General features: G+C 69.0%; 20 protein-coding genes and 1 tRNA gene. 12 read left to right on the top strand and 9 right to left on the bottom strand.

Going from position 1 to position 22,373, the window contains the following annotated elements:
* Positions 1 to 48: 48 nt before the first annotated feature.
* Together ACT9AS_RS09685 and ACT9AS_RS09680 are read left to right on the top strand one after the other, a co-directional pair.
* Positions 49 to 1,557 (top strand): aminotransferase class III-fold pyridoxal phosphate-dependent enzyme, encoded by a 1,509-nt coding sequence (locus ACT9AS_RS09685; RefSeq protein WP_445099932.1) that lies wholly within the window; start codon positions 49 to 51, stop codon positions 1,555 to 1,557.
* Positions 1,558 to 1,752: 195 nt separating this feature from the next.
* A complete protein-coding gene (locus ACT9AS_RS09680; RefSeq protein WP_445099931.1) occupies positions 1,753 to 3,252 on the top strand; it encodes a catalase in 1,500 nt (499 codons plus the stop codon).
* A gap of 36 nt (positions 3,253 to 3,288) precedes the next feature.
* Here ACT9AS_RS09680 and ACT9AS_RS09675 read toward each other — a convergent pair whose 3' ends face one another.
* From ACT9AS_RS09675 to rsmD, 7 genes are all read right to left on the bottom strand, one after another.
* Entirely contained in the window at positions 3,289 to 4,035 is a 747-nt protein-coding gene (locus tag ACT9AS_RS09675; protein ID WP_445099930.1) for a TMEM43 family protein, read from the bottom strand.
* A complete protein-coding gene (locus ACT9AS_RS09670) occupies positions 4,032 to 4,922 on the bottom strand; it encodes an MBL fold metallo-hydrolase (RefSeq protein ID WP_445099929.1) in 891 nt (296 codons plus the stop codon). Before ACT9AS_RS09670 ends, ACT9AS_RS09675 begins: the two co-directional genes overlap by 4 nt.
* Before the next feature lies 1 nt (position 4,923).
* Positions 4,924 to 6,663 carry a gamma-glutamyltransferase gene (ggt, locus tag ACT9AS_RS09665; protein WP_445099928.1) on the bottom strand — a complete coding sequence of 580 codons (1,740 nt, stop codon included), beginning with the start codon at positions 6,661 to 6,663 and terminating at the stop codon, positions 4,924 to 4,926.
* 21 nt (positions 6,664 to 6,684) lie between these two features.
* Positions 6,685 to 6,933, bottom strand: a complete 249-nt coding sequence (locus ACT9AS_RS09660; protein WP_445099927.1) for a YfhL family 4Fe-4S dicluster ferredoxin — start codon at positions 6,931 to 6,933, stop codon at positions 6,685 to 6,687.
* Between the two features lie 78 nt (positions 6,934 to 7,011).
* Entirely contained in the window at positions 7,012 to 7,512 is a 501-nt protein-coding gene (locus tag ACT9AS_RS09655; protein WP_445099926.1) for a hypothetical protein, read from the bottom strand.
* A 25-nt stretch (positions 7,513 to 7,537) separates the two neighbouring features.
* On the bottom strand, positions 7,538 to 8,041 hold the full coding sequence (coaD, locus tag ACT9AS_RS09650; protein ID WP_445099925.1) for a pantetheine-phosphate adenylyltransferase: 504 nt from the start codon (positions 8,039 to 8,041) through the stop codon (positions 7,538 to 7,540).
* A complete protein-coding gene (gene rsmD / locus ACT9AS_RS09645; RefSeq protein WP_445099924.1) occupies positions 8,038 to 8,724 on the bottom strand; it encodes a 16S rRNA (guanine(966)-N(2))-methyltransferase RsmD in 687 nt (228 codons plus the stop codon). Before rsmD ends, coaD begins: the two co-directional genes overlap by 4 nt.
* 67 nt (positions 8,725 to 8,791) lie before the next feature.
* Here rsmD and ftsY point away from each other — a divergent pair, with 67 nt between their 5' ends.
* From ftsY to ACT9AS_RS09625, 4 genes are read left to right on the top strand one after another with little or no spacing between them, the layout of a single operon-like run.
* Positions 8,792 to 10,135: a signal recognition particle-docking protein FtsY gene (gene ftsY, locus ACT9AS_RS09640; protein WP_445099923.1), complete on the top strand. Its 1,344-nt coding sequence runs from the start codon at positions 8,792 to 8,794 to the stop codon at positions 10,133 to 10,135.
* A gap of 18 nt (positions 10,136 to 10,153) precedes the next feature.
* Entirely contained in the window at positions 10,154 to 11,455 is a 1,302-nt protein-coding gene (locus tag ACT9AS_RS09635; protein ID WP_445099922.1) for a hypothetical protein, read from the top strand.
* A complete protein-coding gene (mutY, locus tag ACT9AS_RS09630; RefSeq protein ID WP_445099921.1) occupies positions 11,452 to 12,531 on the top strand; it encodes an A/G-specific adenine glycosylase in 1,080 nt (359 codons plus the stop codon). The genes ACT9AS_RS09635 and mutY overlap by 4 nt, the downstream gene beginning before the upstream one ends.
* 18 nt (positions 12,532 to 12,549) lie before the next feature.
* The gene (locus ACT9AS_RS09625) at positions 12,550 to 12,825 is read left to right on the top strand and encodes an oxidative damage protection protein (protein ID WP_445099920.1); all 276 of its coding nucleotides are present in this window, start codon (positions 12,550 to 12,552) and stop codon (positions 12,823 to 12,825) included.
* On the opposite strand, the gene ACT9AS_RS09620 is transcribed toward ACT9AS_RS09625, so the two are convergent.
* Positions 12,801 to 13,238: a DUF6491 family protein gene (locus ACT9AS_RS09620; protein ID WP_445099919.1), complete on the bottom strand. Its 438-nt coding sequence runs from the start codon at positions 13,236 to 13,238 to the stop codon at positions 12,801 to 12,803. The genes ACT9AS_RS09625 and ACT9AS_RS09620 overlap by 25 nt on opposite strands.
* A gap of 154 nt (positions 13,239 to 13,392) precedes the next feature.
* Here ACT9AS_RS09620 and ACT9AS_RS09615 point away from each other — a divergent pair.
* Positions 13,393 to 13,468 (top strand) — tRNA-Phe (locus ACT9AS_RS09615).
* Between the two features lie 85 nt (positions 13,469 to 13,553).
* Here ACT9AS_RS09615 and ACT9AS_RS09610 read toward each other — a convergent pair.
* On the bottom strand, positions 13,554 to 15,974 hold the full coding sequence (locus tag ACT9AS_RS09610) for a membrane-bound PQQ-dependent dehydrogenase, glucose/quinate/shikimate family (protein ID WP_445099918.1): 2,421 nt from the start codon (positions 15,972 to 15,974) through the stop codon (positions 13,554 to 13,556).
* A gap of 143 nt (positions 15,975 to 16,117) precedes the next feature.
* On the opposite strand from ACT9AS_RS09610, the gene ACT9AS_RS09605 reads away from it, so the two are divergent.
* The 5 genes from ACT9AS_RS09605 (at position 16,118) to dxs (ending at position 22,333) form a co-directional block, all read left to right on the top strand.
* On the top strand, positions 16,118 to 16,609 hold the full coding sequence (locus tag ACT9AS_RS09605; protein WP_445099917.1) for an LEA type 2 family protein: 492 nt from the start codon (positions 16,118 to 16,120) through the stop codon (positions 16,607 to 16,609).
* The gene (locus ACT9AS_RS09600) at positions 16,606 to 18,396 is read left to right on the top strand and encodes an acyl-CoA dehydrogenase C-terminal domain-containing protein (RefSeq protein WP_445099916.1); all 1,791 of its coding nucleotides are present in this window, start codon (positions 16,606 to 16,608) and stop codon (positions 18,394 to 18,396) included. Before ACT9AS_RS09605 ends, ACT9AS_RS09600 begins: the two co-directional genes overlap by 4 nt.
* Before the next feature lie 42 nt (positions 18,397 to 18,438).
* Positions 18,439 to 19,119, top strand: coding sequence for an HNH endonuclease (locus ACT9AS_RS09595; RefSeq protein WP_445099915.1), 681 nt, complete (start codon positions 18,439 to 18,441; stop codon positions 19,117 to 19,119).
* A gap of 123 nt (positions 19,120 to 19,242) precedes the next feature.
* The gene (locus ACT9AS_RS09590; protein WP_445099914.1) at positions 19,243 to 20,340 is read left to right on the top strand and encodes a hypothetical protein; all 1,098 of its coding nucleotides are present in this window, start codon (positions 19,243 to 19,245) and stop codon (positions 20,338 to 20,340) included.
* Between the two features lie 76 nt (positions 20,341 to 20,416).
* Complete coding sequence (gene dxs, locus ACT9AS_RS09585; RefSeq protein ID WP_445099913.1) at positions 20,417 to 22,333, top strand: 1-deoxy-D-xylulose-5-phosphate synthase; 1,917 nt, start codon at positions 20,417 to 20,419, stop codon at positions 22,331 to 22,333.
* Positions 22,334 to 22,373 lie beyond the last annotated feature (40 nt).

Here is a 22,373-nt window from a genome sequence, read left to right as displayed (position 1 = left end):
GATGCGTCGACGAAACATTTTCCCGACCCATCTGGAGGACCCACATCCATGACCAGCACCAACGACAACGCCATCGTCGCCAAGCTCGCGCCGCTGCGCGCCCACGCCGGCGCGCGCCGCACCGTCGGCCTCGATGACGCCACCCTGGCCGGGTTCGCCGGCGATGCGGAACTGGTCGAGGCGGTCGAGGCCGCGGTCGCCGAGCATGGCCGGATCAAGCAGCAGTTCGCCGACCTGCTCGATCTCGACGAAGCCGCCCAGATCGAGGCACTGCAGTCGGGCTTCATCAACTTCTACCAGGACGACGCGGTCAACCCGTACGTCGCCCTGACCGCGCGCGGGCCGTGGATCGTGACCCTCAAGGGCGCGGTGCTGCACGACTCCGGCGGCTACGGCATGCTCGGATTCGGCCACGCGCCGGCCAAGGTGATCGAGGCGATGGCCAAGCCGCAGGCGATGGCCAACATCATGACCCCGAGCCTGTCGCAGTTGCGCTTCAACACCGCGCTGCGCGAGGCGATCGGCATCGGCCGCGAATGCCCGTACAGCGATTTCATGTGCCTCAACTCGGGCTCCGAGTCGGTCACCCTCGCCGCCCGCATCGCCGATACCAACGCCAAGGTGATGACCGATGAAGGCGGCAGGCACGCCGGCCGCGCGATCAAGCGGGTGGTGGTCAAGGGTGGCTTCCACGGCCGCACCGACCGCCCGGCGCTGTACTCGGACTCGACCCGTTCGACCTACCTCAAGTTCCTCGCCAGCTACCGCGGCGAGGACAGCGTGATCGCGATCGAGCCCTACGACATCGACGCGCTCAAGCAGGTGTTCGCCGATGCCGACGCCAAGGGCTGGTTCATCGAGGCGATGTTCCTGGAGCCGGTGATGGGCGAAGGCGATCCGGGCCGCAGCGTGCCGGTCGACTTCTACAACGCCGCCCGCAAGCTGACCAAGGATCACGGCTCGCTGCTGCTGGTCGACTCGATCCAGGCCGGCCTGCGCGCCAATGGCGTGCTGTCGATCATCGACTACCCCGGCTTCGAGGACGTCGAGGCGCCGGACATGGAGACCTACTCCAAGGCGCTCAACGCCGGCCAGTACCCGCTGTCGGTGCTCGCGGTCGGCGAGCGCGCCGGCGCGATCTACAAGAAGGGCCTGTACGGCAACACCATGACCACCAACCCGCGTGCGCTTGACACCGCCTGCGCGGTGCTGGAGCAGGTCACCCCGGCGCTGCGCGAGAACATCCGCGCCCGCGGCGCCGAGGCGGTCGAGAAGCTGGAAAAGCTCAAGGCCGAGCTCGGCGGCATGATCACCAAGGTCCAGGGCACCGGCCTGCTGTTTTCCTGCGAGCTGTCGGGCGACTTCAAGTGCTACGGCGCCAATTCGACCGAGGAGTGGTTGCGCGAACACGGCATCGGCGTGATCCACGGCGGCGCCAACTCGCTGCGCTTCACCCCGACCTTCACCATGACCAGCGCCGAGGTCGACCTGCTGGTCGGCATGGTCGCCCGGGCGCTGAAGGAAGGCCCGCGCGCCAGCCAGGCCGCCGCGGCCTGACCGCCACGCCGGAACAAACGCTGCAACGAAAGGCCGGGCATGTCCCGGCCTTTTTTGTGCGCTGCACTCCCTGCGTACGATGGTGGCGTGCAAGACGCCGCCTATCGATCCAATAAAATCAATCGAATGGAGTAAATCGATAGACACAGGCAATTTGTTTGCACCCGACAGCACGCCGCCAAAAAGGAGTTCCCCATGAGCACGAATGATCCGAAGCATCCGACCGGTTCGACCACCGGCACCGGCGCCCCCGCGGCCAGTGACCGCAACTCGCTGACCATCGGGCCCAACGGACCGATCCTGCTGCACGACGTGCATTTCCTGGAGCAGATGGCGCACTTCAACCGCGAGAAGGTGCCCGAGCGCCAGCCACACGCCAAGGGCGCCGGCGCGTTCGGCGTGTTCGAGACCACCGAGGACGTGTCGAAGTACACCAAGGCCGCGCTGTTCCAGCCCGGCGCGAAGACCGACATGCTGGCGCGCTTCTCCACCGTCGCCGGCGAGATGGGCAGCCCCGACACCTGGCGCGACGTGCGCGGCTTCTCGCTGAAGTTCTACACCGACGAGGGCAACTACGACCTGGTCGGAAACAACACCCCGGTGTTCTTCGTGCGCGACCCGATGAAATTCCCCCACTTCATCCGCAGCCAGAAGCGCCTGCCCGACTCCGGCCTGCGCGACAACCACATGCAGTGGGACTTCTGGACCAACAACCCGGAGACCGCGCACCAGGTCACCTACGTCATGGGCATCCGCGGGCTGCCGCGCACCTGGCGCCACATGAACGGCTACGGCTCGCACACCTACATGTGGGTGAATGCCGCCGGCGAGAAGTTCTGGGTCAAGTACCACTTCCACACCGAACAGGGCATGCAGTACTTCAGCAACGCCGAGGCCGCCGAGATGGCCGGCCACGACGCCGACTTCCACCGCGGCGACCTGTTCAACGCGATCGCCCGCGGCGAGCATCCGAAGTGGAAGCTCTCGGTGCAGGTGATGCCCTACGCCGATGCCGCCAACTACCGCTTCAACCCGTTCGACCTGACCAAGGTCTGGCCGCACAAGGACTACCCGCTGATCCCGGTCGGCACCATGACACTCAACCGCAACCCGGAGAACTTCTTCGCCCAGATCGAGCAGGCGGCGTTCTCGCCGGGCAACACGGTGCCGGGTATTGGTCTTTCGCCAGACAAGATGCTGCTGGGTCGCGCGTTCGCCTACGCCGACGCGCAGCGCAACCGGATCGGCACCAACTTCCACCAGTTGCCGGTCAACCAGCCCAAGTGCCCGGTCAACACCTACATGTTCGACGGCCAGATGGCCTACCACCACAGCGGCAACGCGCCGGTGCACGCAACCAACAGCGGCGGGCGGCCGTGGGCGGACCAGACCGGTGCGGTCGATGACGGCTGGGAGGCGGATGGCGAGATGGTCCGCAGCGCCTACACCCTGCATGCCGAGGACGACGACTTCGGCCAGCCGGGCACGCTGGTGCGCGAGGTACTGGGCGACGCCGAGCGCGACGCGCTGGTCGACCAGGTCGCCGGCAGCCTGCTCGGCGGGGTACGCAGCCCGGTGCTGGAGCGTGCGTTCGAGTACTGGAAGAACATCGACCCCGATGTCGGCCAGCGGATCGAACGCAAGGTTCGCGAAGGCAGCGCGCCGGAGCCGGCCGAGGGCATGGGCGAAGGCTGAGGAAGCCGGTCGGGGCCGCCGGGGCGGTTGGACGCCTCAGCGGCTCCGGCGTGGTTGCCGACGCGACAGCGCGGCCCGCCCCACGAACACCAGCAGGCCAAGGCCAAGCAGGCCACCTGCGATCCACGGCCAATACCGGCCGTCCCTTTCCACCGCACCATCCAGGGCCGATGCCTGGACCGGTGGCCGTGCCTCGGATGGGCGCGGCGCGGCCGGTTGCGCGAGTTCCCACGCGCCATCGACCAGCACCACCCTGCCCTCCAGCGGCGGCAGGACCAGTTCACGCCAACTCACCCGCAGGTCGCCGACCTGCGGATCCAGCGGATTCTCCGAACTGGTCAGGCCATCGCCTTCGGGTTGGAACGTCGCGGCAAGGTTGGCCGGCAGCCGCGAGAAACCCGGCCTGAATTCCTGCCATTGCCCCAGCGCCTTGAGCACCGCCAGGTCCAGCGGCTTGCCGTCGAGGGTCGGCTGCGGCGCCCACCAGTGGCGGCCGGCCAGCGGCAGTTCCGGCGGGTTTTCGTGGCCTGCGGAGAACTGCGACGAATCGATCCACGCGGCCTTCCAAACCCGGTCGTAGCGGTCCTCGCCGACCCGGCGCCACTGGTACATCTCGACCTGGCGATCGAGCCCGAACTGGTCGGTACCGACGCCGAAGTCCGCGTCGCGCAACTCGCCTCCGGCCTGCGGCGTGCCCTCGGGTACAACCGTTGGAGACTGGGCGCGCGATGGCACGACGAGGCCGATCAGCAGCAGCGCCGCGAGACCGGTCCGCCAGGTCATGCCGCCAGCGTCCTCGCCTGCAGTTCGGCGACCTCGTGCTCGGTGCCGTAGCGACCGCGTTCGTCCTGCTTCACGCCGGCCAGCGCGCATCCGGGATCGTGGGTGAAAAACAGATGGACGTTGCGCGCCAGCTTGTCGGCCAGGAACGCCTTCTTCTCGTCGATCAGCAACTCGGCATTGCGGTCGTAACCCATCGTGATCGGCACGTGCACCCAGGGGCGGCCTGGGATCAGGTCGGCGCAGAACACCACGCCGCCATGCGGTTGGCCATCGATCCGTTCCGGCCCGACGATTTCCGACAGCATCAGGCCCGGCGTGTGGCCGTCGCTGTAATGGAACCGCACCGCATCGCCGAGTGTCTGCGAGTACTCGCCATCAACCAGTTCCAGCCGGCCGGTCGCCTCGATCAGCCCCGGCAGTTCGGGAATGAAACTGGCGCGATCGCGCGGGTGCGGCGCGGCGGCGCGCTGCCAGTGTTCGCGGCCGATGACATAACTCGCATTGGGGAATACCAGCCGCGGCGCTTCGCCCTCGACATACGGCGTGAGCAACCCGCCCGCATGGTCGAAGTGCAGGTGCGACAACACCACCACGTCGATGTCCTCCGGCTTGAAGCCGGCGGCGGCCAGCGACTCCAGCAGCACGTGGCGGTCCTCGACCACACCGTAGCGCTCGCGCAGTTTCGGCTCGAAGAACGCACCGATGCCGGCCTCGAACAGCACCGTCCTGCCGGCCAGCGGGCTGGCCAGCAGCGCGCGGCAAGCCAGCTCGATGCGGTTGTGCTCGTCCGGCGGCGACCACCTGGCCCACATCGCCCGTGGCGCGTTGCCGTACATAGCGCCGCCGTCGAGCTTCTGGCTGTTTCCGATCAGCGACCAGAGTTTCATGTCAGTCCTCCAGCAACACGTCCGTCGTCCCCACCGGGTTGCGCGGGTCGGTACCGCCGGACAGTTTGTCGCTGCGCTTGTCCCACTCCACCGTCTGCAGGTTGCCCCAGGTGCCTTCACCGGCGTTGACGGTGTGGCCCATGGCTTCAAGCGACTTGATGGTGTCGGCGTCGAGCGCGTCCGGTTCGGCCGCGATGGCGTCGGGCATCCACTGGTGGTGGATGCGCGGCAACGCGGCGACCTGCTGTGCATCGAGGCCGGCGTCGTAACCGAGGATGCCGAGCAGCACTTCGGTGATGATCCGGCTGCCACCCGGGGCGCCGAGGATCGCGACGGCATCGTCGGACTCGATGATCGTCGGCGTCATCGAGCTCAGCATGCGCTTGCCCGCCTCGACCGCGTTGGCATCGAAGCCCATCACGCCGAACGCGTTCGGCGTACCCGGCTTGAGCGCGAAGTCGTCCATCTCGTTGTTGAGGATCACCCCGGTGCCGGGCGCGACCAGGCCCGAGCCGTAGGTCAGGTTGACGGTCTGGGTCGCGGAGACACGGTTGCCGTCGCCGTCGATGATCGAGAAGTGGGTGGTCTCGTCATCCTCCAGCGGTACCGGCTGGCCGGACAGCAGGTCGCTCGGGGTCGCCTTGTCCGGGTGGATGGTCGCGCGCAGGCCGGCGGCATACGCCGGAGCGGTCAGCATCTGCAGCGGCATCTCGACGAAGTCCGGATCGCCGAGGTAGATCGTGCGGTCGCGGTAGGCGCGGCGCATGGCCTCGACGATCAGGTGGGTGCGCTTGGCGTCGTCCAGCGCGGCCAGGTCCCAGGGTTCCAGGATCTGCAGCATTTCCGCCAGCGCAACGCCGCCCGATGACGGCGGCGGCGCGGTGACGATGTGCCAGTCGCCGTAGTCGAACTCGATCGGCTCGCGCTTGCGGACTTCGTAACCGGCCAGCTCGGCGGCGGTCCAGTGGCCGCCCTCCTCTTCGACCGACGCCAGCAGCTTGTCGGCGACGTCGCCCTTGTAGAAACCGTCGAAGCCCTTCTCGGCCAGCAACCCGAGGGTGCGGGCGAGGTCGGGCTGCTTCAGCACTTCACCGACCTGCGGCGGGTCGCCGTCGGCCAGGAACACCTCGCGGGTGCCGCGGTAACGCTCCATCACCTCGGCGCGGCGGGCGTAACCCCGCTCCAGCCGCCCGTAGACCGGGAACCCGTCACGGGCGATCCGGATCGCCGGCGCCAGCGAGGTCGACAGCGGCAGCTTGCCGTAGTCGCGTGCCAGCATGACCAGCGCCGCGGGCAACCCGGGGATGCCAGCCGACCACGGGCCGTTGGTCGCGCGGTCGCGATCCAGGTCACCGTTTTCGTCGAGATAGGCCTCCGGCGTCGCCGCAGCCGGGGCGATTTCGCGCGCGTCGAGGAACACCTCTTCGCCGCTGCCGGCCTCGTGCAGCAGGAAGAACCCGCCGCCGCCCAGTCCGGAGCCGATCGGCTCGACCACCGACAACGTCGACGACACCGCGATCGCCGCGTCGAACGCATTGCCGCCGGCACGGATCGTCTCCAGCCCGGCTTCCGTTGCAAGCCCGTGCGCGCTGGCGATCGCGGTGCCCGGCGGGGTCGCGTTGTCCGACGGACTCGCAGCGGCCGGTGCGGCATCGGGCGCGGGCGACGATGTCGCGCAGCCCGGAAGCACGGTGGAAGCCAGCAGGCCGCCCAGCAGGATCGTTCGCAGCTCAATGCGCATCGGATGCTCCTATGGTTGCAGTCAACCTTGTTGCAGCCGCATCAACTTCGCCAGCAACTGGTCGTGGGATTCGGGGAGGTCGGGATCCGGGTCGATGCATTCGACCGGACAGACCACCACACATTGCGGTTCATCGAAATGGCCGACGCATTCGGTGCAGCGCGCCGGGTCGATCACGTAGATGGTTTCGCCCTGCGTAATCGCCTGGTTCGGACAAGCCGGCTCGCAGACATCGCAGTTGACGCAAAGCTCGTTGATCTTGAGGGACATGGATTTACACAGTCCCCGCCCGTGGGGCGGGGATGAGCCGGCAAGGCCGCGCCCGCGGAAGGGACGCGGCCCGGTTCGTCACTTGGCCTCGATGAACTGGTACACGACGCCGGCCGGTGCGACCGCCGCCTCGACCCGCTCGTTGTCGGCCGCATCACCGATGAACAGCAGGCGCACGCCGTCCATCGAACCCGGATCGACCTTGGCGAAGGCGCCCACGATGATGTCGGCCATCATCGCCGACTCGGGCGAGCCGAATGCGATCAGGTTGCCCTCGACGATGCCGCGCTGCATGGCGATCTCGACCTCTTCCTGCAGGCGCGCGCGGGCGCCTTCGAAGCCGGCGCTGTCGGAACCGGGCAGGTAGTACAGGTACGGGCTGCGGGTGATGTCGCCCATGTTGCGGGTGACCACGTCGGACAGGTACGCGCCCCACTCGCCATCGTCGTTGGTGGCCGGACGGGTCAGCGGCGCGGCCACTGCGGTGGCGTCTTCGGCGGGCGCCTCTTCCTTCTGGCAGGCCGCGAGCAGTGGCATCGAAAGCAGGGCGATCATCAGCAGGCGCGTGGTGGTGTTCATAAGTTTCCCCGTGTTGTCTGGAAGGTCATGCAAGGGTGCGCTGCCATTGTGCCTGCAGCGCGTCGGCCACCGCCGGAGGCACGAAGCCCGAGACGTCGCCGCCAAGGCGGGATATCTCGCGTACCAGCGATGAGGAAATGAAGCCGTATTGCTCGGCCGGGGTCAGGAACAGCGTCTCGACCTCGGGGATGAGGTGGCGATTCATGCTCGCCAGCTGGAACTCGTATTCGAAGTCCGACACCGCGCGCAGGCCGCGCAGCAGCACCCCGGCGCCGACTTCGGCGACGAAATGGGCAAGCAGCGAATCGAAGCCGATCACCTCGACATGCGGGTGGTGGGCGACCGCATCGCGCGCGAGCCTCACCCGCAGGTCCAGCGGCAGCGCCGGGCGCTTGGCGGGGCTTTCGGCGACACCCAGGATGAGTCGGTCGAACAGCCGGGCCGCACGATCCACCAGGTCGACATGACCGTTGGTGATCGGGTCGAACGTGCCGGGATAGACAGCAATGCGGGTGCGGGCCGGGGTCATTCGGTCAAGGGCTCGTTGGGGCGGGCATCCAGGCCTGCCGGGTCGCCGCCGAGTGTATCAGCGGCGGGTTCCGGCGGCTGCCGTACACGCCGATGCAGGGCGTAGCGGACTTCGCGGGTACGGCCTTCGCGATGCACGGTCCAGCCCGCCGGGACGGCAACAGGTTCGGTCAGGGGCGCCTCGATGTAGAGCCAGGCGTCGTCGGCGAGCAGCGGCTCCAGCGCCGGCAGCACCTTGTCCCACAGGCCGGCCGCGAATGGCGGGTCGACGAAGGCGATGTCGAAGGTCGACCGCGGCTGCGCCGGAAGCCACGCGAGCGCGTCGGCCTGGACCACGCTGGCGGCCTCGCCGCCGGGCAGGCGACGGGTGGTTTCCTGCAATCGTGCCGCCAGTACGGATTCGCGCTCGACCAGCACCGCCGCTGCCGCGCCGCGGGACAGCGCCTCAAGCCCCAGCGCCCCGCTGCCCGCGAACAGGTCGAGTACGCGCGCGCCCGGCAACGCCGGCGAGAGCCAGTTGAACAGGGTTTCGCGGACGCGGTCGGAGGTCGGCCGCAGGCCGGGCAAGTCGGCCACCGGCAGCTTGCTGCCGCGCCAGCGTCCGCCGATCAGGCGTACCTGGCCGGACGCTCCGGCGCTGCCGCCACGGCCTTTCAGCGACGCGCCTGGCGCGGGTTTGCTCATCGGGTCGGCTCCGGGGCCAGTGCTAGCATGCGCGCATTGTCCAACATGTTTCCGAGCGCCTCACTCGATGGTCAGTTTTTTCCGCCGCAAGAAGCCTGAAAAGCCCGACTCGAGCCCTTCCGAGCGGCGCTACAGCACCGAGGAACTGGCGGCCGCGTTTCCGCAGGCCGACGAATCCGATGCGCCGGACCGGGCGGCGGACGGCAAGACGGCCGCGGCCATCGAGACCGAAGGCAATCCGCCGGCCATCGTCGAAGAGCCGATCCCGGTCGAAATCGTGGCTGCGGCGCTTGAAGCCGAGGCCGACACGGCCGACATCGTCGCGCCGTCTCCGTCGGCGTCAGCGCCAGCGGCGGTAGAGCCGGTTCAAAGCAAAATGCCGGTTCCGGAACCGATCGAGTTCGACCCGATCCCGGTCGAGCCCCTGGCCTCCCCTGCCCCGGCCTCACCCGCCTCCGTCGACAAGCCGTCGCCACCAGCGTCCGCACCCACCAACAAGACCGGTTGGCGCGAGCGCCTTGCTGGCAGCCTGTTCGCACGCAGCTTCGGCGGCGTGTTCTCGCGCAACCCGAAACTCGACGACGACCTGCTGGACGAGATCGAGACCGCCCTGATCACCGCCGATGTCGGCGTCGCCGCGACCACCGACCTGGTCGAAGTGCTGCGCAGGCGCATGAAGGCGCGCGAGTTCGCCGATGCCCGCGCGCTGCTCGACGCACTGCGCCACGACCTGCTGGCATTGCTCGAACCGGTCGCGGTGCCGCTGGTGATCGACCCCGCCGCCAAACCATTCGTGCTGCTGACCGTCGGCGTCAACGGCGTCGGCAAGACCACCACCATCGGCAAGCTGGCCAAGCGCTTCAAGGACGAGAACCGGTCGTTGATGCTGGCCGCCGGCGACACCTTCCGCGCCGCCGCGGTCGCGCAGCTGCAGGCCTGGGGCGAGCGCAACGGTGTGCCCGTGGTGGCGCAGGGACAGAACGCGGACGCGGCCTCGGTCGCGTTCGACGCGCTGCAGGCCGCCAAGGCGCGCGGTATCGAGGTGCTGATCGCCGACACCGCCGGCCGCCTGCACACCCAGCAGGGCCTGATGGCGGAGCTGGGCAAGATCAAGCGGGTCATCCAGAAACTCGACCCGGCGGCACCGCACGAAGTGTTGATGGTGATCGATGGCACCACCGGCCAGAACGCGCTGTCGCAGCTGCGCCAGTTCCATGCCGCGGTCGGCGTGACCGGCCTGGTGGTGACCAAGCTCGACGGTACCGCCAAGGGCGGCGTGGTGTTCGCGCTGGCCCGCGAGTTCGGCATCCCGATCCGCTTCGCCGGCATCGGCGAGCGGCCCGAGGACCTGCGCGTGTTCGATGCCGGGGCGTTCGTCGACGCGCTGCTGCCGCCGTCGCTCGGCGCGTAGCGCCCGGAGCCGGCACGCGTGGCCGCCACGCCCGAACCGACCGAATCACCGCGGCAGGAGCGTCGCCGCTGGCGCCGGACCATCGCCAAGGGCGCCGGCGCAGCCCTGCTGTTGATGTTCGCGCTGAGCCTGCACTGGATGACCCGGCCAAGCCAGGTCGCGGGACTGATCCTCGATCGCGTCGGCGCCGCGCTGGGCCTGGAAATAACCAGCAGCGGCGCCAGCGAGTACAACCTGCGCGGCACGCCGGGGCTGGTGGTGCGTGGGCTGGTGGTGCGCCAACCCGGCGCTGGAACTCCACTGCTCACCGCCGGCCGTGTCTACCTGTCGGTGCCGTGGGCGACGCTGCGCGCGGTGGGTTCCGGCGGCGGTGCTGCCGACCTGACCGTGCGCCGGGTGGAGCTCGACGCGCCTCGACTGGACCTCGCCGCGCTGCAGCGCTGGCAGGACACCCGACCGCCGGGCGGCGAGATCCGTATCCCGACGCTGACCGATGGCCTGCGGATCGCGCGCGGCGAGGTGGTCGGCGAAGGCTGGTCGATCGACCGGCTCGGCGTCGAACTGCCCTCGCTGGCTCCCGACGCAAAGCTGGCCGCGCGCGTCGGCGGACGTTTCGTCAATGGCGATACGACGGTGCCGCTCGATCTGCAGGTCGCCCTGACCCGTCCATCGCTGGATGCGGGATTGGGCGCGGCGGGCATTGCCACGGTGGTCACGCCGGAGTGGCGCATGCCGATGCGGCTGCGGCTGTCCGGGCGGCTGCACGATGGCGACGACGGGTTCGGCCTCGACGATTTCAGGCTCGGTGCCAACTCGCGCTACCTCGGCGGAGGTCAGGAACTGCCATTCGTGTACGGGCTTGCCGGCCCGTTGCGATACCACGACGGCCGGTTCGCGATCGCGCCATTGGGCGCGGTACTGCGCGGCGATGGCCTGATCCCGGATTTCAATGCGCACGGCCGGCTGTCCTGGCAGCACCTGCTCGCCCTGCGACTCGACGGCGTCATCCAGCAGTGGCCATCGGCGTGGCCGACGCTGCCGCCACCGCTCGGGCAATCGGATTCACCGCTGCCGTTCGTCCTCGACTACCGCGGCGCGGCGAACCTTTCCGGCGCCACCGCGCTGCGGCTCCGGCGCGACGCGACCCGGTTCGACGCACGGTTCCACCTGCCACGGATCCTGGACTGGCTCGACCAGCTCGCCACGGGCACGCCGCTGCCACCGCTGGACGGCACCCTCGTGGCGCCCCGACTGGAGATTTCCGGCGCGACCCTGGAAGGCGTCGAGATCGAGTTCGACGATGGCGTGGATGCGCCATGAACGCACGCCCCGCTCCGCACCCGGAACCGACCGGCGGCGACACTTTCGCCGCCCGCCTGCTCGCCTGGTTCGACCACCACGGCCGCCACGACCTGCCTTGGCAGCATCCGCGCACGCCATACCGCGTCTGGCTGTCGGAAATCATGCTGCAGCAGACCCAGGTCAGGACCGCGGCGCCGTATTTCGAACGCTTCGTCCGCGCGCTTCCCGACCTGCCCGCGCTCGCCGCCGCGCCACTCGACGACGTGCTGGCGCTGTGGTCGGGGCTCGGCTACTACGCCCGCGCGCGCAACCTGCACGCCGCCGCCCGGACCTGCGTGGAGCTGCACGGCGGCGAACTGCCGCGCGACATCGATGCGCTGGTCGCCCTGCCCGGCATCGGCCGCAGCACCGCCGCGGCGATCGCCTCGCAATCGTGGGGCGACCGCCACGCGATCCTCGACGGCAACGTCAAGCGCGTGCTCGCGCGTTACCACGGCGTCGATGGCTGGCCCGGCACGGCGCCAGTCGAGAAGCAACTCTGGGCACTAGCCAAAAGCCACCTGCCCGACGCCCGCATGGCCGACTACACCCAGGCCCAGATGGACCTCGGCGCCACCCTTTGCACCCGCTCCGACCCCGCCTGCACGTCGTGCCCGCTGCAGGCCGATTGCGTCGCCTATCACCAGGGTCGCTGCGCCGAACTGCCGACGCCCCGCCCCGGCAAGGCCATCCCGCAGCGCCACGCACAGGTGCTCTGGCTGGAGGACGACAATGGCCGCGTGCTGCTCCAACGGCGTCCGCCGGTCGGCATCTGGGCCTCGCTGTGGACGCTGCCGCAGGCCGATGACGAGGCCGCCGCCAATGACTGGCTCGAACGCCACCTGCGCGGCGACCGCGCGGACGGCGAGGGCCTGCCGCCGATCGCCCACGCGTTCAGTCACTACAAGCTGCAGTTGTCGCCGCGGCGCTGGCGCGGCGTCGCCCCGAGCGATGCAGTGGGCGACAATGACGACCTCCGATGGGTCGAGTTCGCCGATCTGGCGACACTGGGCATTCCCGCCCCGATCCGTCGCCTGCTCGAAACCCGCAGCTGATTTCCCAGAGACCCGCCGATGCCCCGTTCCGTCCATTGCGAATACGAGAAGCGCGAAGCCGAAGGACTCGATTTCGTGCCCTGGCCCGGCGACGCCGGCAAGCGCGTGTACGCGCACATCGGCAAGCCCGCCTGGGCCGCGTGGCTGGCACACCAGACCATGCTGATCAACGAGAACCGGCTGTCACCGATGAACCCGCAGCACCGCGCCTTCCTCGAAGCCGAGATGCTGAAGTTCCTGTTCGGCGGCGATGCCGAAAAGCCGGCCGGTTACGTCCCGCCAGAAGACGCCTGAAGCGCGTCGCGTGCCTCGCGCTCGGCGCCCTTGAGCGCCTTTGCATCGAGTGGCTGGATCTTCTCGATCCGGCACGGGATCGGCGTGCTCTGGCCGCTCACGATCACGTTGTCCAGGCCCGCGAACACGGTGCCCGTCTGGTCGCCAAGAGTGATCGCATGCCCGTACTCCAGGTTCGGGCAATCGCTGGTCAGCGTGAGCAGGTAGGCGGTCTGGGGGCGCACCCACACCGTGAGCGCCGAATCGCCGAGCGGTTCCCAGCTGTGCAGGCTGCCGAAATGGCTGAAGCTGTTGACCGGTGCACCGGCATGGGCCTGGTGGATCGCCAGGCGCTGCTGGTCCGACAGCGTCGGACCGGTCGCGCATGCGGACAGTGCGACCACGGCGGCGACTGCGAAGAGGATGTTTTTCATGATTCAACTCCGTTGAGTCAGGCGGCTTCCCCATCATGCACCCCTGCGCTGCGGCGAGGGCCGGCATGCGGAACGTCATTCAGCGTCGGCTTCGCTTGCCAGCCCCGTTCCGCCCCCGTATCATCCCGCTGCTCACACGGCCTGCCGTGATCGTGGCCGGGTAGCTCAGTTGGTAGAGCAGGGGATTGAAAATCCCCGTGTCGGGGGTTCGATTCCCTCCCCGGCCACCATTTGGTGGCAGTCGTCGTGATCGCGGTAAACGCAAGCCCTGCAACGGCTCCAGCCGATGCGGGGTTTTTCGTTTGTGGCGCCGCGCTATTCCGGCAGCGCATAGGCGATCACGTAATCGCCGATCGGGGTCTCCATGAAGTGGTGCCCGCCGGCCATGATCACCAGGTACTGGCGACCGCCGGCCTCGTAGACCATCGGGCTGGCCTGCCCGCCAGCGGGCAACACGTCCTGCCAGACGGTTTCGCCGGTCTCGATGTCGATCGCGCGGATCAGGTTGTCGGTCGCCGCGGCGATGAACACCAGGCCGCCGGCGGTGATTACCGAGCCGCCATTGTTCGGAGTACCGATCAGGATCGGCAGGTGCGACGGGATCCCCATCGGGCCGTTGGCGCGGGCGGTACCGAACGGGCGGTCCCACAGGGTGTTGCCGGTCGCGAGGTCGATCGCACGGATGCCGCCGTAGGGTGGCTCCTTGCACAGCAGCCCGGTGAAGGGCTGGCGCCAGCCGGCGTTGACGTCGACCGCGTACGGCGCGCCGGCCTGCGGGTCGCCGGCACCTTCGGCGCCACCCATGTCGCCGCGGACTTCGCTGCGTGGCGCCCAGCCCATTTCGTCGGCCCGCGCACGCGAGACCAGTTCGACGTGGTTGGGCATGTCGTTGTAGTTGGCGATGATCACGCCGCGACGCGGATCGATCGCGATGCCGCCCCAGTCCGAGCCGCCGTTGTAGCCGGAATATTCGATCGAATGGCTGTCGCCGACCGGTGGCGTGTACATGCCCTCGTAACTGGCGAGGTGGAACTGGATGCGGCATGACAGCTGGTCGATCGGCGAGATCCCCCACATGTCGCGCTCGGTGAGTTCCGGCTTCTGCAGCGTGTGGTAGAGCGAGAACGGCTGGGTCGGCGAACGCTCCGCCGGCTCGACCCCGCCCTGCGGCACCGGCCGCTCCTCGACGCCGACCAGTGGCTGTCCGGTGCGGCGATCGAGTACGTACATGTCGCCCTGCTTGCTCGGCAGCACCAGCGCCGGGACCACGCCGTTGGGCGTTGGGAAATCCACCAGCGTCGCCTGCGAGCCGAGGTCGTAATCCCATACGTCCTTGTGCACGGTCTGGAAGTGCCACGCCGGCTTGCCGGTGGCCACGTCCAGCGCAACCAGCGAGGTCGAATAGGTGTTCTCGCGCTCGGTGCGCGTGGCGCTGAGGTAGTCCACGGCCGAGTTGCCCATCGGCAGGTAGACCAGGCCGAGCTGCTCGTCGCCCGAGGCGGTCGTCCACATGTTGGGCGTGCCGCGGGTGTAGCTCTCGCCTTCCGGCGGCAGCGCGCTGATATCGGGGCGCGCCATGTCCCAGGCCCAGCGCAGCTCGCCGGTCATCGCGTCGAAACCCTGGATCACGCCGGATGGCGCATCGAGGTGCTGGCCGTCCAGCACCTGGTGGCCGGTGACGATGACGCCGCGCACGATGGTCGGCGCCGAGGTCATCGAGACCATCCCGGGATACGTGCGCCCCATGCCCACGGTGATGTCGACCTGGCCGTTGTCGCCGAAACCGGTGCACGGCCGGCCGGTGCGCGCATCGACCGCGATCAGGCGCGCGTCGAGCGTGCCTTCGATGATCCGGGTGGCGCAGCTTTGCGGTGCGGCAGTGGTGGAAGGAACTTCGTAGTACGCGACGCCACGGCAGGCGGCGGTGTACGGGATCGCCTCGTCGGCGACGCGCGGGTCGTAGCGCCAGCGTTCCTCGCCGGTGCCCGGGTCGAGCGCGATCAGGATGTTGCGCGCCGAGCACAGGTACAAGGTGTCGCCGACTTTCAGCGGCGTGGTCTCGGCGCCCCAGTTGTGGTCCGGCAGGTCGCCGGTGCGATAGGTCCAGGCGCGTTCGAGCTGCGTGACGTTGTCCGGGGTGACCTGGGCGAGTGGCGAATAACGCCCCGCGGCATTGCTGCGGCCGTAGGCGGCCCAGTCGCCATCGGCCGGCGCGTCCTTGGGCTGGCCCGCGCCACCGGCTGCAGGCGGCGGCGAGGTGGCCGCTTCGGCCTGGGGAACGGGCTGATCCGCACGGAACCAGCCATGCGGTACGAACGCCAGTGCGAACGCGCCGACGAAAACCAGCGCCAGCACCACTGCCAGCGAACGGGCGACCTTCTTCGAAGCACCCGGCTGCAGTCGCGGCAGCAGCAGCGCCAGCACGAAGGCGAGCACGACCATCAGCCCGAGCCGCGGAATCCAGCGCCAGTAGTCCAGCCCCGACTCCCACGCCGACCACAGCACGGTGCCGACGAACACGGCCGCGAACCACCACGCCCCGCTCCGCCGCCCGCGCATCAGCTGGACTCCGGACACCAGCAACCCGAGCCCGGCCGGCAGGTAGTACCACGAACCCCCGAGTGCGATGAGCCAGCCACCGCCTCCCGCCAGCACCAGTCCAAGCACGGCGACAACCGCACCGAGTACACGCAACGACCAGTGGCGGGACCAGCCCGCGAGATGCTCCGTCGTCATGACCGTTCGCTCCGTTCGGGGACCCATCGGGTTCTAGCACACGGCCCGTGGCCGCACGGCGAACAATGGACGCCAGCCCGACAGGCCACTCCATGCGCCGTAGTATCCTCGCTGACGCAGCCACGAACCGGGGAGCAACCGAAATGAAACGCAGGCGCTGGGCTAACTGGAAGATCTGGATGGGACTGGCGTCGTGCGCCGTGTTGCTGGCGGCATGTGCCAGCGGCCCGGTGCGTCGCGTGTCGGAACCTTCCGCGCGCCTGCAGCAGTTGACCGTCCGCGCCGATGGCAGCTGGTCGGCCGACCTGCGGATCGAGAACTTCAGCAGCATCCCGATGCGCTTCGATTCATTGCGGCTCGACCTCGAAGTCGAGGACCACGCTGCGGGCGCGTTGCTGGCCTCGCCGGCGTTGACGATCGGGCCGGAATCGGCCGACGTGGTGACGGTGACCCTGGCGCCAGCGGCCGCGGCGAAGTTCGCCGTCGCCCAGGCCCTTGCCGGTGGAAAGAGCATCGAATACTCATTGCAGGGCACGCTCACCGCGACCCCCGACGAGGAACGCCAGCGCCAGTTCGAGATGGAGCGCGACAGCGTGCTCAGCCCTGCCCCCGGCCTGCCTGGAGTGATGCGATGAGCAGTTACAAGGCGCCGTTGCGCGACATGCGGTTCGTGCTGTTCGACGTGCTCGGGGCCGAGGCTCGGTTCCAGCGCATGGGCTTCACCGATGCCACACGCGACGTACTCGACGCGGTGCTGGAGGAAGGCGCGCGCTTCACCGAAACCGTGCTGGCGCCGCTCAACGAAACCGGCGACCGCATCGGCTGCAGCTTTGACGCCGCCACCGGTGCGGTCACCACCCCGCCCGGCTTCAAGCAGGCGTACGAGCAGTACGTCGACGGTGGCTGGGCCGGCCTGACCTCGGCGCCCGAGTTCGGCGGCCAGGGTTTGCCGCACGCGGCCGGGGTGCCGCTGAAGGAAATGATCGACGCCGCCAACCTGGCCTGGGGCAACTTTCCGCTACTGTCGCACGGCGCCACCGAGGCGCTGATCCACCACGGCGAGGACTGGCAGCGCGAGGTGTTCCTCAAGCCGCTGGTCGAAGGCCGCTGGACCGGCACCATGTGCCTGACCGAACCGCATTGCGGCACCGACCTCGGATTGCTGAAGACCCGCGCCGTCCCCAACGACGACGGCAGCTATGACATCACCGGCACCAAGATCTTCATCACCGCCGGCGACCACGACTTCACCGACAACATCGTCCACCTGGTGCTGGCGCGGTTGCCGGATGCGCCGGCCGGCAGCAAGGGCATCTCGCTGTTCGTGGTGCCCAAGATGCGGGTCGCCCGCGACGGAACGGTCGGCGACGCCAATGCGGTGCGCGTCGGCAGCATCGAGCACAAGATGGGCATCCACGGCTCGGCCACCTGCGTGCTGAACTTCGATGGCGCCCAAGGCTATCTCGTCGGACAGCCCAACAAGGGCCTGATGGCGATGTTCACCATGATGAATACCGCCCGCCTCGCGGTCGGCCTGCAGGGTCTCGGGCTCTCGGATCGCGCCCTGCAGAACGCGCTGGCGTACTCGCGCGAGCGCCTGCAGATGCGCTCGCTGTCGGGCGCGAAGTTCCCCGACAAACCGGCCGACCCGATCATCGTCCACCCCGACGTGCGCCGCATGCTGCTGACCTGCAAGGCGCTGGTCGAAGGCGGCCGGCTGATGGGCTACCACGCCGCACTGCTGGTCGACATCGCCCACAACGCGCCCGATGCCGACGAGCGCAAGCAGGCCGACGCGCTGCTCGGCTTCATGACCCCGATCGTCAAGGCCTGCCTGACCGAATGGGGCGTGGAGTGCACCTACCACGCGCTGCAGTGCTACGGCGGCCACGGCTACATCGCCGAGCACGGCATCGAGCAACTCGCCCGCGACGCGCGCATCACCACGCTTTACGAAGGCACCACCGGCATCCAGGCGCTCGACCTGCTCGGACGCAAAGTGATGCAGTTGCAGGGCGCCGGCATGCAGGTGTTCCTCGGCATGGTCGAGGCGTTCTGCAAGGAGCACGACGGCAACGCCGCGGTCGCCGAATTCATCGCACCGTTGCGCGACAAGGCCGGCGAGTGGCAGCGCCTGACCATGCAGGTCGGCCAGCGCGCCGTGGCCGATGCCGACGAGGTCGGCGCCGCCGCCTACGACTACCTGATGTACTCGGGCTACGTCGCCCTCGCCTACTGGTGGGCGCGCAGCGTGGCCGCCAGCGAGGCCTCGAGCCAGCCGGAGGGTTTCAAGGCCGGCAAGCGCGAGACCGCGCGGTTCTATTTCGCCCGGATCCTGCCCCGTACGCTGGGTCACGCGGCCGCGATGGAAAGCGGGACCGCGCCGCTGATGACGCTGGATGCCGGACAGTTCGGCGAATAGACGGTCCAAATCGCAACAATTGAGGTATATGCTCGGTTTCCAATGGAGACCGCCAGAGCGAAATTGCGCTTGGTCCACTCCGGGAGCCCGGTCGGTTCGATCCGACCCGGTCCGGAGAGCCTCCCCTTCACTCCGCGCCACGGACTCGAGCGACTCAACGCCGTCCGCCTGCTGTCGCTGGACGCGCACGGCCGCGTGCTGGACTGGATGAACTGGCAACAGGCCGCCTGCCTGTACGCCCGCGACGCGGTGGCCTGGACGCTCGGCGATCCCTGCCTGACCGTGCACGGCGGCATCAACCGGATCAGTGGCGAGCACAGCCTGCTGCAGCTGCACCCCATCGTCGCCGCCCGCGGGCACGCCCGCGGCCATGCGCTGGACCCGACCCCGGCCCTGACCAACACCGCGCTGTTCGCCCGCGACGCCCACCTGTGCCTTTACTGCGGCCGCGAATGCCATCGCCCGCAACTGACCCGCGACCACGTGCTGCCGGTATCCAGGGGCGGCCGCGATGTGTGGGAGAACGTCGTTGCCGCCTGCTTCCAATGCAACTCGCGCAAGGGCAACCGCACCCCCCAGCAGGCCGGCATGCCGCTGCTGGCGGTGCCCTACCGGCCGAGCTGGGTCGAACACCTGATCCTGTCCAACCGCAACATCCTGGCCGACCAGATGGCGTTCCTGAAGAACCAGTTGCCGAAGAAGCACGCGCGCTCGCCGAACTGACCGCGACCGTCATATTCCGGATCAATGAATGCCGTGTCGCGCCGGGTCTGGACGCTGTGCGCGCGTTGACGCCCGTGGTCGGCTCCCCGAAACTGGCAGGAATCTGCAGCAGGGGAATCGACGATGTCACTGACTTTTGGCCTGACAGGCATGGATCCGGCCACGGAGACCTCGCTGAAGACGGCGTTCGACGAGGCCAACCGGCGGCTCGGTGGCACCTGGCAACTGCTTCCGGAAACCCAGGGCGAGTACATCGCGGTCGACATGGACAGCATGTACGGGCCGATGAGTTGGCTGCGCCTGCATGCCGCCGGCAAGACCGTGATCGGCCTGACGTCGGCGCCACGCACCCAGGCCGATTTCCGCCTGGCCCAGCCGTTCGACGCCAATTCGCTGCTGCAGGTACTCAACGAAATCGCCCCGCAGTCCGCTCCCGCCGGCCTCACCCCGGCGCCGGAACCGCAGGACCAGTTGCCGGAGGAACAACCGCAGCCGCTCGACGGCGAGGCCGGCGCAACCGCCGACGCCGCACCCGCCTCGACCGAGGAAACCACCCGCCCACGCGAGCCCGCGAGCGCCGCCGTCGCCCAGGTGGTGCCGGCCGCACCGAGCATGCAGCCTCATACGCCGCCGCAGGCCGCCGCGCCGGCCAGCATCCCCGACCCGGAACCGCGCACGCTGGCCGAATGGCTGGCATCCGGCCGGGTTCAGGGCCAGCTGAAGCTCGAGCGCGACGGCGTTGCACTGCTGCTCGATACCGCGCAGCGCCAGTACCACGGTCCGGCCGCGCTCAAGCCGCTGGCAGGCCATGTCGGCAGCCCGCTGGAAGCCGGCGACTTCGTTCCGGTCAAGGACTGGAGCGCCGAGGTCGCGGCGCTCGGTGCGCCACAACCGCTTTCGCGGCTGGTCTGGTTCGGAGGACTGCTCGCGGGCCAGGGCAAGCTGATGCCCGGCTTCGATCCGCAGGCGCGCTACCAGATGCTGAAGTGGCCGCAGACCGAGCGCGAGTACCCGAAGCACTTCCGCATCGCCACCGCGATGATGAAGGGCCCGGCCACGCTCGGCGAAATCGCGGAGGCCAGCGGCGTGCCCGAGGCCGACGTCACCGACTTCGTCAATGCCAGCCTGGCAACCGGATTCGCCGATATCGAGCACCTGCCGGAACCCGAAGCCGAGACGCCGAAATCCGGCGGGCTGTTCGGGCGCCTGCGCGGACGCTGAAGCCCCGCGTACCGCATGCCTTGCCCCGCCCCGACACCGGCGGGACAATGGGCGACTGCCGTCCGACGCCGTATTGATGATCGACCTGCAACGCTATCCGCGCCTCTCCCGCATTGCCGTCCCCGCCGACCTGCGCGCGTTCCCGGAAGAGGAACTGCCCGCGATCGCCGCCGAACTGCGCGGATACCTGATCGAGCAGGTCGCGCAGTCGGGTGGCCATTTCGCTGCCGGGCTCGGCGTGATCGAGCTGACCGTCGCACTGCACTGGCTGTATGAAACCCCGGTCGACCGCCTGGTCTGGGATGTCGGCCACCAGACCTACCCGCACAAGATCCTGACCGGTCGCCGCGACGCGATCCACACGGTCAAGCAGAAGGACGGCGTCGCGCCGTTCCCCAAGCGCGAGGAATCCGAGTACGACACCTTCGGCGTCGGCCACAGCTCGACCAGCATCTCGGCCGCGCTGGGCATGGCGATCGCGCTGCAGCGCGCGGGCGACGAGCGCAAGGTGGTGGCGGTGATCGGCGATGGCGCGATCACCGGCGGCATGGCGTTCGAGGCGCTGGCCCACGGCGGCGGCATGGGCGACGACCCCGACGGCGTCGAGCCGAACCTGCTGGTGATCCTCAACGACAACCAGATGTCGATCTCCGAGAACGTCGGCGGCGTGACCCGGATGCTCGGCCGGCTGTCGGGCAGCCGCACGCTCAACGCCATCCGCGAAGGCGGCAAGAAGCTGCTCGGCGACAAGCACGGTGCTCCCGCGCGCTTCGTCAAACGCTGGGAAGAACAGTGGAAAGGCATGTTCGTGCCGTCCACCTTCTTCGAGGAACTCGGCTTCCATTACACCGGCCCGATCGACGGGCACGACCTGCCCGCCCTGCTCGGTGCGCTGAAGACGCTCAAGGGCCTCAAGGGGCCGCAACTCCTGCACATCGTCACCACCAAGGGCAAGGGCTACGAGCTCGCCGAGGGCGACCAGATCGGCTACCACGCGGTCAGTCCGTTCGACCCGTCGCAGGGCATGGTCAGCAAGCCGGGCGCGAAGAAGCCGACCTATACCGACGTGTTCGGCGACTGGCTGTGCGACATGGCCGCGGCCGACCCGAAGCTGCTGGGCATCACCCCGGCGATGCGCGAGGGTTCCGGGCTGGTGCGCTTCAGCAAGGAGTACCCGGACCGCTACTTCGACGTCGCCATCGCCGAGCAGCACGCGGTGACGCTCGCCGCCGGCATGGCCTGCGAGGGCGCCAAGCCGGTGGTCGCGATCTACTCGACGTTCCTGCAGCGCGGCTACGACCAGCTGGTCCACGACGTCGCCGTGCAGGACCTGGACGTGCTGTTCGCGATCGACCGCGGCGGCGTGGTCGGCCCCGACGGCGCGACCCATGCCGGCAACCTCGACCTCAGCTACCTGCGCTGCGTGCCGAACATGGTGGTGATGGCGCCGGCCGACGAGGAGGAGTGCCGGAAGATGCTGTCGACCGGCTTCCACCACGAAGGCCCCGCAGCGGTGCGCTACCCGCGCGGCACCGGCCCCGGGGTGGCGGTGCAGTCGACACTTGAAACGCTGCCGATCGGCAAGGCCGAGGTGCGCCAGCGCGGCACGCGCGTGGCGTTACTCGCGTTCGGCGCACTGGTGCCGATGGCCGCGGAAGTCGGCGCGGCGCTCGGCCTGACCGTGGTCAACATGCGCTTTGTCAAGCCGCTCGACCGGGCGCTGGTGCTCGAACTGGCGAACACCCACGAAGGCCTGGTCACCCTCGAGGACAACGTGGTCGCCGGCGGCGCCGGATCCGGTGTCGCCGAACTGCTGGCCGCCGAGGGCATCGCCGTCCCGATGCTGCACCTCGGCCTGCCCGATGCGTTCCAGCACCACGCCAGCCGCGAGCAGTTGCTGTCCGAGGCCGGACTCGACGCCGGGGGCATCCGCCGGTCCGTGCTCGCACGCTGGCCGAAACTGGCCATCAAGCCGGCGGCCGGCACCGCCTGAACTCCGCCTCGCGTCGTCGTTCCGGCGGAAGCGCCGGCCC

Source organism: Lysobacter sp. F60174L2, assembly GCF_052547135.1.
This window is presented reverse-complemented; position numbering and strand designations above follow the sequence as displayed.

Excerpts from the sequence above, each read along its gene's own strand:
- ACT9AS_RS09600 (WP_445099916.1), top strand. The coding sequence starts at position 16,606 with ATGAGCAGTTACAAGGCGCCGTTGCGCGACATGCGGTTCGTGCTGTTC.
- coaD (WP_445099925.1), bottom strand. The coding sequence starts at position 8,041 with ATGACCCCGGCCCGCACCCGCATTGCTGTCTATCCCGGCACGTTCGAC.
- dxs (WP_445099913.1), top strand. The coding sequence starts at position 20,417 with ATGATCGACCTGCAACGCTATCCGCGCCTCTCCCGCATTGCCGTCCCC.
- ACT9AS_RS09595 (WP_445099915.1), top strand. The coding sequence starts at position 18,439 with ATGGAGACCGCCAGAGCGAAATTGCGCTTGGTCCACTCCGGGAGCCCG.
- rsmD (WP_445099924.1), bottom strand. The coding sequence starts at position 8,724 with ATGAGCAAACCCGCGCCAGGCGCGTCGCTGAAAGGCCGTGGCGGCAGC.
- ACT9AS_RS09620 (WP_445099919.1), bottom strand. The coding sequence starts at position 13,238 with ATGAAAAACATCCTCTTCGCAGTCGCCGCCGTGGTCGCACTGTCCGCA.
- ggt (WP_445099928.1), bottom strand. The coding sequence starts at position 6,663 with ATGCGCATTGAGCTGCGAACGATCCTGCTGGGCGGCCTGCTGGCTTCC.
- ACT9AS_RS09675 (WP_445099930.1), bottom strand. The coding sequence starts at position 4,035 with ATGACCTGGCGGACCGGTCTCGCGGCGCTGCTGCTGATCGGCCTCGTC.
- ACT9AS_RS09680 (WP_445099931.1), top strand. The coding sequence starts at position 1,753 with ATGAGCACGAATGATCCGAAGCATCCGACCGGTTCGACCACCGGCACC.
- ACT9AS_RS09590 (WP_445099914.1), top strand. The coding sequence starts at position 19,243 with ATGTCACTGACTTTTGGCCTGACAGGCATGGATCCGGCCACGGAGACC.
- ACT9AS_RS09655 (WP_445099926.1), bottom strand. The coding sequence starts at position 7,512 with ATGAACACCACCACGCGCCTGCTGATGATCGCCCTGCTTTCGATGCCA.
- ftsY (WP_445099923.1), top strand. The coding sequence starts at position 8,792 with ATGGTCAGTTTTTTCCGCCGCAAGAAGCCTGAAAAGCCCGACTCGAGC.
- ACT9AS_RS09660 (WP_445099927.1), bottom strand. The coding sequence starts at position 6,933 with ATGTCCCTCAAGATCAACGAGCTTTGCGTCAACTGCGATGTCTGCGAG.
- mutY (WP_445099921.1), top strand. The coding sequence starts at position 11,452 with ATGAACGCACGCCCCGCTCCGCACCCGGAACCGACCGGCGGCGACACT.
- ACT9AS_RS09685 (WP_445099932.1), top strand. The coding sequence starts at position 49 with ATGACCAGCACCAACGACAACGCCATCGTCGCCAAGCTCGCGCCGCTG.
- ACT9AS_RS09670 (WP_445099929.1), bottom strand. The coding sequence starts at position 4,922 with ATGAAACTCTGGTCGCTGATCGGAAACAGCCAGAAGCTCGACGGCGGC.
- ACT9AS_RS09610 (WP_445099918.1), bottom strand. The coding sequence starts at position 15,974 with ATGACGACGGAGCATCTCGCGGGCTGGTCCCGCCACTGGTCGTTGCGT.
- ACT9AS_RS09605 (WP_445099917.1), top strand. The coding sequence starts at position 16,118 with ATGAAACGCAGGCGCTGGGCTAACTGGAAGATCTGGATGGGACTGGCG.
- ACT9AS_RS09625 (WP_445099920.1), top strand. The coding sequence starts at position 12,550 with ATGCCCCGTTCCGTCCATTGCGAATACGAGAAGCGCGAAGCCGAAGGA.